The organism is Terrabacter aerolatus (assembly GCF_007991735.1).
Taxonomy (GTDB): domain Bacteria; phylum Actinomycetota; class Actinomycetes; order Actinomycetales; family Dermatophilaceae; genus Terrabacter; species Terrabacter aerolatus.
Window position 1 is genome coordinate 222,276 of record NZ_BJYX01000001.1, and the last position, 11,717, is coordinate 233,992.

Sequence of the window (11,717 nt, forward strand, 5' to 3'; positions counted from 1 at the left end):
GGGCGGGCACGTGGCTCGGTAGGGTGGCGCCATGCGCGTACTCGTCAGCGGCGGCGCCGGCTACATCGGCTCGCACACCGTGGTCCAGCTCGTCGCGGCAGGGCACGACGTCCTGATCGTCGACAACTTCGCCAACAGCAAGCCGACGGTGGTCAACCGCCTCGAGGCGCTGACCGGGACGCACCTGCCGGTGCACTCCTTCGACCTGACCGACCACGACAAGACCGAGCACCTCTTCGCCAGCGAGAAGATCGACGCCGTCATCCACTTCGCGGGCCTCAAGGCCGTCGGCGAGAGCGTCGAGCTGCCCCTCGAGTACTACGAGAACAACCTCGGGTCGACCTTCTCCCTCGTGCGGGCCATGCGCCGCCACGGGGTCGACAAGCTCGTCTTCAGCTCCTCCGCCACGGTCTACGGCACCGACCAGGAGGCTGCCACCGAGGACCGCACGACCTTCGCGACCAACCCCTACGGCTGGACCAAGGTCATGCAGGAGCAGATCCTGCGCGACGTCGCCGTGGCCCACCCGGACATGCGCTTCGCCCTGCTGCGCTACTTCAACCCGGTCGGTGCGCACGTCAGCGGCACCATGGGTGAGGACCCCCAGGGCATCCCGAACAACCTCGTGCCCTACATCTCCCAGGTCGCCGTCGGCCGCCGCGAGTACCTCCAGGTCTACGGCGACGACTACCCGACCGCCGACGGCACCGGCGCCCGCGACTACATCCACGTCGAGGACCTCGCCGCTGGGCACCTCGCCGCGCTGACGAGGCTCGGCTCCATGGACGAGCCGGTCGGGGTGTGGAACCTCGGCACCGGCCACGGCACGACCGTGCTCGAGATGCTGCACGCCTTCGAGCGGGCCGTCGGCCGGGAGCTGCCCTACCGCGTCGTCGGCCGGCGGGCGGGTGACGTCGCGGTGTCCTACGCCGACCCCGCCAAGGCCAACGCCGAGCTCGGCTGGCGCGCGACCCGCACCATCGACGACATGTGCGTCGACACGTGGCGCTGGCAGCAGGCCAACCCGCAGGGCTACCCCGACGCCTGACCCGTCCCGCCCGCACCCGCACCCCTACGGCCCCCTACGCCCCCCGTCGAGTTGGGGGCGGGCTCGCGGGGCGGGGGCTCAGGGCTGGGGGTGGAGGGCGTCGTAGTCGCGGAACGATGTCACCCGCGCGACCGTGACGACGACGAGGACCACGACGAGCGCGCCGCCGACCACCGACGGCACCCACGTGGCGGTCAGGGTCGCCAGCGTGCCGGCGAACATCTGGCCGAGTCGCGGTCCACCGGTGACGACGACGGTGAAGACCCCCTGGGTGCGACCGCGCAGGTGGTCCGGCACCGCCGACTGGAGGATCGACTGGCGGAAGATCGCGCTGATGTTGTCGGCACCTCCGGAGACCGCGAGGCACAGCGCCGCGCCCGCCAGCGCCCAGCGGTTGACGTCGCCGAAGTCCATCGAGGTGACGGCGAAGCCGCCGAGGGTCGTCACCGCCAGCACGACGCCGAAGCCGAGGACGCCGAGGCCGTACGCGACGATCGAGTCGCGGATCGCCCGGCCCTGCCAGCGCAGCCCGGTCACGCGCCCCGAGCCGAGGCTGGACACGATGCCACCGACGGCGAACGACGCGAGCAGGATGCCGGCCGTCACCGATCCCCCGCCGATGACGATGGCCCCGACCGCCGGGAAGAGCACCATGGGCTGGCCGAAGGTCATCGCGATGATGTCGACGATGAAGCTCATCCGGACGTTGGGGGCGCGGCGCAGGTGGGCCAGGCCGTCGACGACGGAACGGAACCCGCCGACGGCCGCGTGCTCGCTCTCGGGCCGGATCCGGGGCAGGGTCCAGAGCCCGAAGAAGCCGGCGAAGAAGAGCTCGACGTCGACGGTGTAGGTCCAGGCGTACCCGGCCCTGGCCACGAGCACCCCGGCGATGCCGGGACCGACCGTCACCATGACCCCGGCCGAGATGCCGAGCAGGGCCGCGGCCTTGGGCAGCATGTCGCGGGTCAGCAGTCGCGGCGTGATCGCCTGCCGGGTCGCCGAGGCGATGGTGGCCGCGACCGCGTTGACGGTGGTGATGACGTAGAACATCCAGACGTGGGTGGCGCCGAGCCACGCGATGGTCGCGAGGACCACCGTCGAGGCCCAGGCGACGGTCGAGGCCGACAGGGCCACCGTGCGCCGGTCGAAGCGGTCGGCGATCGCCCCGCCGTAGAGACCGGCGACGATCATCGGCAGCAGCGAGAACCACGCGACGAGCGAGACCATGAAGGTCGACCGCGTCAGGTCGTAGATGTGCAGCCCGACGGCCGTGTTGGTGACGAAGGTGCCGATACCGGCGAGGGTGTTGCCGAACCAGAGCCGGGCGAAGGGCGGGCTGACCCGCAGCGGCGTCAGGTCGACGAAGTGCGAACGACGCGGGCTCTCGGTCGGCGCGGCCGCCTCGGGGCCGGGAGGTGCGTCTGTCACGGAGTGAAACTACGCCACGGCCAGCGCGCCCCGCAGCGCGGGCAGGCACGCCTCGACCTCACGCAGCCGCGAACCGTCGCGCACCCACACCCACCGGCCGTCCGCGGAGCGGCGGGCCACCTGCGTGCGCACCCTGCCGTCCGCGGTGGTCGAGGTCGTCATGGCCAGGTCACCGCTGACGACCGCGCGCGAGCCCACGGCGGTGTCCTCGTCGCCGAGCGCTCCTGCCGCGAGCGCCGCCGCGAAGGCCGCGCGGATGGCGTCGGACCCGGCCGCCTCGCGACCGCGGGGCAGGCTCACGACGGCGTCGGCGGCATACAGCCCCACCAGGGCGTCGAGGTCACCCGCGGCCACGCACGCGGCGAGGGCGGGCTCGAGAGCCTCGGGGGCGTCGGCTCCCGGACCGGTCGGGTGCGCGGTCGTCGTCATGGGCACACCGTGTCACCCGCCACCGACACCACCCGGTCGACACCACCCGGCCGGTCCCGCCCTGCTACCCGGCCCCGGCAACCCCACCCGTCACCCCACGTACCCCACCGGCAACCCCACCGGCGCCCGTCCCGGGTATCGGGCGAGATCGGACACGAGGAGTCCCCTCGCTTCGGGCCTCCGTGCCGGTTTCGCGGTGTTCAATGGGCACCATGTCGTCTCGCCCACTCCACGTCACCTTCGTGTGCAGCGGCAACATCTGCAGGTCTCCCATGGGTCACGTGATCCTCCAGCACATGGTCGACGACGCCGGGCTCACCGACCACGTCCGCGTCAGCTCGAGCGGCACGGGTGACTGGCACGTCGGCGAGCACGCCGACCCGCGCACCGTCGAGGTGCTGGCGCGGCACGGCTACGACGGCTCGCGGCACCGGGCCCGGGAGTTCGACCCCGACGAGTTCGACGACATCGACCTCGTCCTCGCCTCCGACGAGGGACACGTGCGCACCCTGACGCGGCTCGCGCGCACCCCCGGCAACCGCGGCAAGATCCGGCTCGTGCGCGAGTTCGACCCCGAGGCCGTCGCGGCCGGCACCCTCGAGACGGGCGACCCCTGGTACGGCGACCGGGAGCACTTCGCGCGGTGCTTCGCCGAGGTCGAGGCCGCCTGCCGGGGCATCCTGCACCACGTCCGGGCCCAGGTCGACGGTCGGTTCGTCGACCAGGTGGAGACTCCCGTGGGCAGCCGCGGGGCCGACCGCGACCGGCACACGGACCCGGGGCAGCCCTGACCCGATGCGAGACCTGAACCTGACCGTGCCCGACTACCCCTATGGCTCCCCGTGCTGGGTCGACCTCCTCGTCGCCGACGTCCCGCGCGCCAAGGCCTTCTACGGCGACCTCTTCGGCTGGCAGTGGCTGAGCGGAGACCCGTCGACCGGCGGCTACACGATGGCGCTGCTCGACGGCCATCCCGTCGCCGGCATCAGCCGCAAGCCGGACAGTGCCCCGGTCCCGAGCCAGTGGACGACCTACCTGCGCGTCGGTGACCTCGAGGTCGCAGCGCTCGCCATCAACGCCTACGGCGGTCGCACGCTCGGCCGGCCCGTCGCCATCGGCGCCCTGTCGCGCACCCTCATCGCCGTCGACCCGGGCGGCACGTACTTCGGCGTGTGGGAGCCGGGCGACCTGCCGGGCAGCGGCGTCCTCGACGAGCCGGGGTCGCTCACCTGGAACGAGCTGCTGACCCGCGACTACGACCGGGTGCAGGGCTTCGCGCTGGCCGTCTTCGGCCACGAGTTCACCGACGAGACGGAGCCGGGCGGCCCGCGCTGGGCCACCGCCCACACCGGCGACGGCAACCCCGCCTTCGGGCTCGCCGAGATCGACGACGAGTGGCCGCAGGAGATCCCGCCGCACTGGGTCGCCTCGTTCGCGACGCGCAACGTCGTGGCGGGCGTGGCGCGCGCGCTCGACCTCGGCGCCCGCCTGCTGCAGGGCCCGTTCGACGGCCCCTACGGCGTCGGCGCGGTGCTGAGCGGTCCCGAGGGAGAGGTCTTCTCCCTCCTCGTGCCCGACCTCGACTGACCGTTCCCGCCGGCTCGGCACACCCACGGCGTATGCCGTGTGCCCAAGACCGCGCACGGGCTCCCGAGCGCGGCGGACGGCATACGAACCACTCCCCGCGCTCTGGGAGGATGGGCGCATGGTTTCGCTTGCTGACGCAACCCCGCCCATCGCGCTCGGGGCGCTCGACGGCCGCTACCGCGGCGCCGTCGCGCCGCTCGTCGACCACCTCTCCGAGGCGGCGCTCAACCGGCAGCGGGTGCACGTCGAGATCGAGTGGCTCATCCACCAGACGAGCCACGGCGTCGTGCCCGGCGTGCGGCAGCTCACGGACGACGAGGTCGCCGCGCTGCGAGCGGTCGTCGACGACTTCGGCACCGCCGAGGTCGCCGAGCTCGGCGAGATCGAGCGGGTCACCGTCCACGACGTCAAGGCCGTCGAGTACTTCCTCAAGAAGCGCCTCACGGCGATCGCGCCGGCCGACGAGGACGGGGGCCTGGCCGAGCTCATCCACTTCGGCTGCACGAGCGAGGACATCAACAACCTCTCCTACGCCCTCATGGTCCAGGGCGCGGTCGAGCAGGTCTGGCTGCCCAGGGCACAGGCCCTCGTCGCGCAGGTCGCCGACCTGGCGCGCGAGCTCAAGGACGTGCCGCTGCTCGCGCACACGCACGGGCAGCCCGCGACGCCGACGACGATGGGCAAGGAGCTCGCCGTCCTCGCGCACCGCCTCGGCCGGCAGCTGCGCCGCATCGAGCGGCAGGAGTACCTCGGCAAGTTCAACGGCGCCACCGGCACGTTCGGCGCCCACGCCCTCGCGCTGCCGGACGTCGACTGGCCCGCCGTGTCGCGCGCGTTCGTCGAGGGGCTCGGCCTGACGTGGAACCCGTTGACGACGCAGATCGAGAGCCATGACTGGCAGGCGGAGCTCTACGCCGACGTCGCGCGCTTCAACCGCATCCTGCACAACCTCTGCACCGACGTGTGGACCTACATCTCGATGGGGTACTTCGCCCAGGTGCGCGGCCAGGGCACGGTCGGTTCGTCGACGATGCCGCACAAGGTCAACCCGATCCGCTTCGAGAACGCCGAGGCCAACCTCGAGGTGAGCAACGCCCTGCTCGACGTGCTCGGCGGGACGCTCGTGCAGAGCCGGCTCCAGCGCGACCTCACCGACTCGAGCATGCAGCGCAACATCGGCACGGCCTTCGGCCACTCGGTGCTCGCGCTCGACAACGTCGCCCGCGGCCTCGCCGGTCTCGACGCCGTGCCCGAGCGCATGGCCGCCGACCTCGAGGCCAACTGGGAGGTGCTCGGAGAGCCGATCCAGTCCGCGATGCGGGCCCTGGGCGCCCAGGGCGTCGCCGGCATGGAGGAGCCCTACGAGCGGCTCAAGGAGCTGACCCGTGGCCGCCGCATCGACGGCGACGACCTGCGCGAGTTCGTCCGCGGGCTGGGGCTGCCCGCCGACGTCGAGGCCCGCTTCGTCGCGCTGACGCCGCAGACCTACACCGCCCTCGCGAGCCGGCTGGTCGACGACTACCTCGCCTGACGGCATACGCCCTCGGCTCGCGACGGGGCGGCCGCCAGGGGCCGACGGCGACGAGGGGGCGGCACGAACCCACCCACGTCGGACTTCTCCGGCGGCCGACGGCCGTCCGTCGGCCCGCCCCCGTCGCGTCCCCTTCAGGTATGCCGGGTCGCGGGCTAGCGTCTGGAGGCATGTCCCGACCGCGCGCCGCCACGCTCCGCGACGTCGACGAGGCCGCCCTCGCGCTGCCCGAGGTGACGCGCGATCCCGAGAGCGGCGGCCGCCCGGGCTACCTCGTGCGGGGCGCGACGTTCGTCTTCTCCCGCGGACCTCGCAAGGACGCCGTCGACCCGCGGACGGGCGCGCCCTACGAGGTCGTGCTCGTCTTCCGGTGCACGGCCGAGGACAAGGAGGCGCTGGTCGGCGACCCCGGCTCGCCGTGGTTCACGACGCCGCACTGGAACGGCTACAACGCCGTGCTCCTGCTCGAGCGCGACCTCGGCCGGCTCAGCCCCGAGGAGGTCCGGGAGGTCGTGACCGACGCGTGGCTCGTCCGGGCACCCGGGCGGCTGGCGAAGGACTACCTCGACGGTCTCGATCCGTAGTCGGAATACCCCACAGGGGTATGGTGTTGAGGAGAGCGAGGAGGTGCCATGGCTGTCTACACCGGCAGCAAGGACGACTACCTGAAGCGGCTGCGCCGCATCGAGGGCCAGGTGCGCGGCGTGCAGAAGATGGTCGACGCCGACACCTACTGCATCGACATCCTGACCCAGGTCAGCGCCATCACCAAGGCCCTGCAGGCCGTGAGCCTCGGCCTGCTCGAGGACCACGTGGCGCACTGCGTCGTCGACGCCGCCCGCGAGTCCGACGAGGCCGCCGCCGAGAAGGTGCGCGAGGCCGCCGAGGCCATCGCCCGGCTCGTGCGCAGCTGAGCGCGCACCGACCCCACCGACCCACTGCCCGAGGAGGCACCCGATGAGCACCACCACCCAGACCGAGATCACCGTCGCGGGCATGACGTGCGGCCACTGCACCGCCGCCGTGAGCAGCGAGCTCTCGGCCCTGCCCGGCGTCGTCGCGGTCGCGGTCGACCTGCACCCCGGCGAGGACTCCCCCGTCACCATCACGAGCGAGGCCCCCCTCGACCCGGCCGTCGTCGCCGACGCCGTCGCCGAGGCCGGTTACAGCCTCCGATGAGCGAGGGCCAGGCACCGGTGACGACGACCGAGCGGACTCCCGACGAGGTGCGCCTCGCCATCACCGGCATGACCTGCGCCTCGTGCTCGGCCCGCATCGAGCGCAAGCTCTCCAAGGTGCCCGGCGTCGAGTCCGCGACCGTCAACCTCGCGACGGAGAAGGCGCGGGTCGCGTTCACCGCCCCCGTCACGGTCGAGCAGATCCTCGCCGAGGTCAAGAAGACCGGCTACGGCGCCACCGTCATCGACGGCGCGCGCCCGACGCACCCGTCGACCACCCCGAGCACGGATGCCGTGTCGCCCGACCGCGCCCCCGCCGGCTCCGCGGAGGGCGAGGCGGCCAAGCCCGCCGCCGGGGCCCTGCTCGACAAGCTCCGGGCCCAGGAGCTGGCCCGGCAGAAGGTCCGGGACTCGGCGCCGGGGGCCGTGGCCCGTCCCGCGCCCGCTCACCCCGCAGCCCACGGCGACCCGAGTCACGCCGGTCACGCCGGTCACGCCGGTCACGCCGGTCACGCCGGTCATGCCGGTCACGCGGGTCAGGGGGCTCACGACGCCTCGGGCGAGAACCACCTCGACCACACCCCGGCGCAGGACGTGCTCAAGCCGCGGCTCCTCGTCGCGATCGGTCTGACGATCCCCGTGCTGCTGCTCGCCATGGTGCTGCCGACCTTCGCGGCGGGCCCGTGGCTCGAGCTGGTCCTCGCGACGCCCGTCGTCTTCTGGTGCGCGTGGCCCTTCCACCGCGCCGCGGCCGTCAACGCCCGTCACCTCGCCTCGACGATGGACACTCTCGTCTCGCTCGGCGTGCTGGCGGCGTGGGGCTACTCCGTCGTCGAGCTCCTCGCCTCCCCGGCCGACGGCAGGCACCTGTACTTCGAGGTCGCGTCGGTCGTCACGACGTTCCTGCTCGTCGGCCGCTTCCTCGAGGCACGCGCCAAGGACTCCGGCAAGGACGCCCTCCGTTCGCTGCTCGACCTCGGGGCCAAGGACGTGTCGGTGCTGCGCATCGACCCTCAGTCCCGGATCACGAGCGAGCAGCGCATCCCGGTGGGCCAGCTCGTCGTCGGCGACCAGTTCGTCGTGCGTCCGGGTGAGAAGGTCGCGACCGACGGCGTCGTGCTCGACGGGTCCAGCGCGGTCGACGCGAGCCTCGTCACCGGAGAGTCCACCCCGGTCGACGTCTCCGCCGGCGACGGCGTCACCGGCGGCTCGATCAACACGACCGGGCGCCTCGTCGTCGAGGCCCGCAAGGTCGGCGCCGACACGATGCTCGCCGGCATCCAGCGGCTCGTCGAGACCGCCCAGACCGGCAAGGCCGACGTGCAGCGCCTCGCCGACCGCGTCTCGGCGATCTTCGTGCCGGTCGTCCTCGTCATCGCGCTCGTGACCTTCGTCGGCTGGCTCGTCAGCGGCCACGACCTCGGCACCGCGTTGGCCGTCGCGGTCACGGTCCTCATCATCGCCTGCCCCTGTGCGCTCGGGCTCGCGACGCCGACCGCGCTGCTCGTCGGCACCGGTCGCGGCGCCCAGCTCGGCACGCTCATCAAGGGCCCGCAGGTGCTCGAGGACACCCGCCGCGTCGACACCGTCGTGCTCGACAAGACGGGCACCGTCACCACGGGCGAGCTGCGCCTGCGGAGCATCGCCGTGCGCGGCAGGCTGTCGAAGAAGGCCGCTCTGACCGCCGCCGCCGCCGTCGAGCTCGGCAGCGAGCACCCCATCGCCCAGGCCGTCGTCGCCGGCGCCCGCCTGGCCCGGCTGGAGCTGCCCCGCATCCACGACTTCGAGGCCAACCCCGGCGAGGGCGCGACCGCACGCATCAGGGACACCGAGGTCACGGTCGGCAAGGCCGTGCTCTTCGAGCGCGTCGACCCCGAGCTGCTCGCGCACGCACGCGTCAGCGCCGGCACCACGGTCTTCGTCGGCTGGGACGGCATCGCCCAGGCCGCCCTCACCGTCGAGGACACGGTGCGCGAGTCGTCCAAGGCGGCCATCGAGCGACTGCGGGCACTGGGCCTGACGCCCTACCTGCTCACCGGCGACAGCGCGTCCAACGCCCGCAGCGTCGCGGAGCAGGTCGGTATCGACCCGTCCCACGTCCGGTCAGACGTGCTGCCCGCCCAGAAGCACGCCGTCGTCACCGAGCTCCAGGAGTCCGGCCGCGTCGTCGCCATGGTCGGCGACGGGGTCAACGACGCCGCCGCCCTCGCCCAGGCCGACCTCGGTCTGGCCATGGGCTCGGGCACCGACGTCGCGATGGACTCCGCCGACATCGTCCTCGTGCGGCCCGATCTCGACGCCGTCGGCGACGCGATCGGCCTGTCCCGCGAGACGCTGCGGATCATCAAGCAGAACCTCGCCTGGGCGTTCGGCTACAACACCGCGGCCATCCCGCTCGCCGCCTTCGGCCTGCTCAACCCGATGATCGCCGGCGCGACGATGGCCCTGTCGTCGGTGCTCGTCGTCAGCAACTCCCTGCGCCTCAAGCGCTGGGGCCGCTGATCACCGCCGCGGTCCGAGGTGTGCACGCCGCGCCTCGTACGGCGCGAACACCCCGACCGGTGGCCGGCCCGCGACACGGCATACGTCATCGGGACGACGAAACGGCGGCCACGCCGAGGGTGACCGCCGTTCGCGTGCGAGTTGGTGACTCGGTCAGATGGTGACCTTGCCGGCCGGGGTGTCGAAGGTGACCGACAGCAGACCCGGGGTGCCGTGCGGGGCGACGAAGGTGAAGTCGATGCCGCCCTTGTCGAACGTGTCCTCCGGGCCGAGCCACTCGCGCACGCGCTTGGGGTCACCGGCGATCTGGAGGTTGTCGATGGAGACCGACGTGTCGGCGCCCGCGGAGGGGTGCACCGTCATGTCGTCCCACTGGATGAAGTAGGGGACCTGCGGGTCGGCCATGAGGCCCTTGATGCCGAGCTGGCGCCACTTGAGCTCGGTGCCGTCGGGACGGTGCCGGTTGCCCGGGACCGACTCGCGGCCGAGGCGCTGCTCGACCTTGGCGATGTCGTCGACGGCGACGACCCAGCCGAGCCAGCCGCCGCCGGCCTCGGAGGCGGCGCGGACGGCCTGGCCGAAGGGAGCCTTGTCGGAGGCCGGGTGGTCCAGCACCTCGACGACCTCGAGGTAGTGGTCCTTGGCCAGGGGGAAGATCACGTTGCGCGTGCCGAACCGGGGATGCACCCCGCCGTCGACCGGCGCGACGCCGATGAGGTCGGACAGCCGGGCGGCCGTGGCCTTGAGGCCACCGGCCTCTGCTGCATAGGAGACGTGGTCAACTCGCATACAGAACATCGTGACACACGCGAAGGGGTGCTCTTGACCACCCCTCCCCACCTCTTGCGGGGCTCGCCACACGCGTCACATGGATGAAACCTGAACGTCATGTCGTATGCCGTCACGACCGTCCCAGCGGCCCGCCGGGTCAGCGCCGGGTCAGCGGTCGTCCCGTTGGCGAACCGCCTCGTAGAGCACGATGGCGGCGGAGGCGGCGACGTTGAGGCTGTTCGCCTTGCCGCGCATGGGAATGCGCACCCGGTGCGTCGCGGCGTCGAGGAGAGTGCGGTCCGCCCCGTGCTTCTCGCTGCCGACGGCGATGGCGACGCGGCCGGTGTAGTCGACGTCGGTGTGGAGCAGGTCGGTCTCGGGGGTCGTGACGACGAGGCGGATGTCGTTGGCCCGGATCCACTCGAGGGCCTCGGCGGTCGTCGCGCTCGCGGCGGGCACGGCGAAGACGGTGCCCTTGCTCGCGCGCACGACGTTGGGGTTGCCCCAGTCGGTGACGGGGTCGGCCGCCACGACCGCGTCGACCCCGGCGGCGTCGGCGGTGCGGAGCATGGCGCCGAGGTTGCCCGGCTTCTCGACGCCCTGGCTGAGCAGGGTCAGGTGGTCGGGACCGTCGACGCGCAGGTCGGCGAGGGAGACGCCGATGCGGTCGACGACGGCGATGAGGCCGTCAGGTCCCTCGCGGTAGCTGACCTTCTCGAAGGCGCTGCGGCTCAGGTGGACCACCTCGACCCGGTCGTCGCGCAGGCGGGCGAGCAGGTCGTCCTGGTGGCCGATGTCCTGGCTGCCGGCGCGACCGGCCGGGCTGAAGAGCTCCTCGCAGACGTAGACCGTGCCGGGCCGCACGCCGGCGGACAGGGCGAGGCCGATCTCCTCGTAGCCCTCGACGAGCGTCTGGCCCGTCTCCTCGCGGGTGCGGCGGCGGCGCAGGCCGAGCAGCGCCTTGAGGCGAGGGTTGGCGGCGGACGTGATGGTCAGCTCGCGGGAGTGCTGGGGCGCGTTCGTCATGGCCCGCCCAGCATCCCATCCGCCCCAGACCCCGCAACACACCGAGCACCTGCCGACTCCTGCGGTTGCAACCGGCGGAGTTGGCAGGTGCTCGGTGTGTTGCGGGTGGGGGCGGTGCGGTGGGGCGGCGGCTGCGCTGCCGGTCCGGTGACGAGCCGCTCGTCGTCCTCGCCGACCCGGCCGGCCACCCGTTCTGTCTCCTCGTCGCGTGAGCACC

The 11,717-nt window shown here is 72.7% G+C and carries 12 protein-coding genes; 8 read left to right on the plus strand and 4 right to left on the minus strand.

What is annotated here, in order from left to right; translation table 11 throughout:
- Nucleotides 1–31: 31 nt before the first annotated feature.
- The gene (gene galE / locus TAE01_RS01085; protein ID WP_147062519.1) at nt 32–1,048 is read left to right on the plus strand and encodes a UDP-glucose 4-epimerase GalE; all 1,017 of its coding nucleotides are present in this window, start codon (nt 32–34) and stop codon (nt 1,046–1,048) included.
- A gap of 78 nt (nt 1,049–1,126) precedes the next feature.
- Here galE and TAE01_RS01090 read toward each other — a convergent pair whose 3' ends face one another.
- Both TAE01_RS01090 and TAE01_RS01095 read right to left on the minus strand, forming a co-directional pair.
- A complete protein-coding gene (locus TAE01_RS01090) occupies nt 1,127–2,476 on the minus strand; it encodes an MFS transporter (RefSeq protein ID WP_186814988.1) in 1,350 nt (449 codons plus the stop codon).
- Between the two features lie 9 nt (nt 2,477–2,485).
- Complete coding sequence (locus TAE01_RS01095) at nt 2,486–2,905, minus strand: YybH family protein (RefSeq protein ID WP_147062520.1); 420 nt, start codon at nt 2,903–2,905, stop codon at nt 2,486–2,488.
- Between the two features lie 212 nt (nt 2,906–3,117).
- Here TAE01_RS01095 and TAE01_RS01100 point away from each other — a divergent pair, with 212 nt between their 5' ends.
- The 7 genes from TAE01_RS01100 (at nt 3,118) to TAE01_RS01130 (ending at nt 9,703) form a co-directional block, all read left to right on the plus strand.
- Complete coding sequence (locus TAE01_RS01100) at nt 3,118–3,696, plus strand: low molecular weight protein-tyrosine-phosphatase (protein WP_147062523.1); 579 nt, start codon at nt 3,118–3,120, stop codon at nt 3,694–3,696.
- A gap of 4 nt (nt 3,697–3,700) precedes the next feature.
- The gene (locus TAE01_RS01105) at nt 3,701–4,492 is read left to right on the plus strand and encodes a VOC family protein (protein ID WP_186814989.1); all 792 of its coding nucleotides are present in this window, start codon (nt 3,701–3,703) and stop codon (nt 4,490–4,492) included.
- A gap of 118 nt (nt 4,493–4,610) precedes the next feature.
- Nucleotides 4,611–6,023: an adenylosuccinate lyase gene (purB, locus tag TAE01_RS01110; protein ID WP_147062524.1), complete on the plus strand. Its 1,413-nt coding sequence runs from the start codon at nt 4,611–4,613 to the stop codon at nt 6,021–6,023.
- Between the two features lie 170 nt (nt 6,024–6,193).
- On the plus strand, nt 6,194–6,607 hold the full coding sequence (locus TAE01_RS01115) for an MmcQ/YjbR family DNA-binding protein (protein ID WP_147062526.1): 414 nt from the start codon (nt 6,194–6,196) through the stop codon (nt 6,605–6,607).
- Nucleotides 6,608–6,655: 48 nt separating this feature from the next.
- A complete protein-coding gene (locus TAE01_RS01120; protein WP_147062529.1) occupies nt 6,656–6,937 on the plus strand; it encodes a metal-sensitive transcriptional regulator in 282 nt (93 codons plus the stop codon).
- Between the two features lie 43 nt (nt 6,938–6,980).
- Nucleotides 6,981–7,202, plus strand: a complete 222-nt coding sequence (locus TAE01_RS01125) for a heavy-metal-associated domain-containing protein (protein ID WP_147062531.1) — start codon at nt 6,981–6,983, stop codon at nt 7,200–7,202.
- Nucleotides 7,199–9,703: a heavy metal translocating P-type ATPase gene (locus TAE01_RS01130; protein ID WP_147062532.1), complete on the plus strand. Its 2,505-nt coding sequence runs from the start codon at nt 7,199–7,201 to the stop codon at nt 9,701–9,703. The genes TAE01_RS01125 and TAE01_RS01130 overlap by 4 nt, the downstream gene beginning before the upstream one ends.
- A 153-nt stretch (nt 9,704–9,856) precedes the next feature.
- Here the strand turns inward: TAE01_RS01130 and TAE01_RS01135 are convergent, their stop codons facing one another.
- Complete coding sequence (locus TAE01_RS01135) at nt 9,857–10,492, minus strand: VOC family protein (RefSeq protein ID WP_147062534.1); 636 nt, start codon at nt 10,490–10,492, stop codon at nt 9,857–9,859.
- Between the two features lie 150 nt (nt 10,493–10,642).
- The gene (locus TAE01_RS01140; protein WP_147062536.1) at nt 10,643–11,500 is read right to left on the minus strand and encodes an RNA methyltransferase; all 858 of its coding nucleotides are present in this window, start codon (nt 11,498–11,500) and stop codon (nt 10,643–10,645) included.
- Between the last annotated feature and the right edge of the window lie 217 nt (nt 11,501–11,717).

Excerpts from the sequence above, each read along its gene's own strand:
- TAE01_RS01095 (WP_147062520.1), bottom strand. The coding sequence starts at position 2,905 with ATGACGACGACCGCGCACCCGACCGGTCCGGGAGCCGACGCCCCCGAG.
- TAE01_RS01115 (WP_147062526.1), top strand. The coding sequence starts at position 6,194 with ATGTCCCGACCGCGCGCCGCCACGCTCCGCGACGTCGACGAGGCCGCC.
- galE (WP_147062519.1), top strand. The coding sequence starts at position 32 with ATGCGCGTACTCGTCAGCGGCGGCGCCGGCTACATCGGCTCGCACACC.
- TAE01_RS01135 (WP_147062534.1), bottom strand. The coding sequence starts at position 10,492 with ATGCGAGTTGACCACGTCTCCTATGCAGCAGAGGCCGGTGGCCTCAAG.
- TAE01_RS01105 (WP_186814989.1), top strand. The coding sequence starts at position 3,701 with ATGCGAGACCTGAACCTGACCGTGCCCGACTACCCCTATGGCTCCCCG.
- TAE01_RS01140 (WP_147062536.1), bottom strand. The coding sequence starts at position 11,500 with ATGACGAACGCGCCCCAGCACTCCCGCGAGCTGACCATCACGTCCGCC.
- TAE01_RS01130 (WP_147062532.1), top strand. The coding sequence starts at position 7,199 with ATGAGCGAGGGCCAGGCACCGGTGACGACGACCGAGCGGACTCCCGAC.
- purB (WP_147062524.1), top strand. The coding sequence starts at position 4,611 with ATGGTTTCGCTTGCTGACGCAACCCCGCCCATCGCGCTCGGGGCGCTC.
- TAE01_RS01125 (WP_147062531.1), top strand. The coding sequence starts at position 6,981 with ATGAGCACCACCACCCAGACCGAGATCACCGTCGCGGGCATGACGTGC.
- TAE01_RS01120 (WP_147062529.1), top strand. The coding sequence starts at position 6,656 with ATGGCTGTCTACACCGGCAGCAAGGACGACTACCTGAAGCGGCTGCGC.
- TAE01_RS01100 (WP_147062523.1), top strand. The coding sequence starts at position 3,118 with ATGTCGTCTCGCCCACTCCACGTCACCTTCGTGTGCAGCGGCAACATC.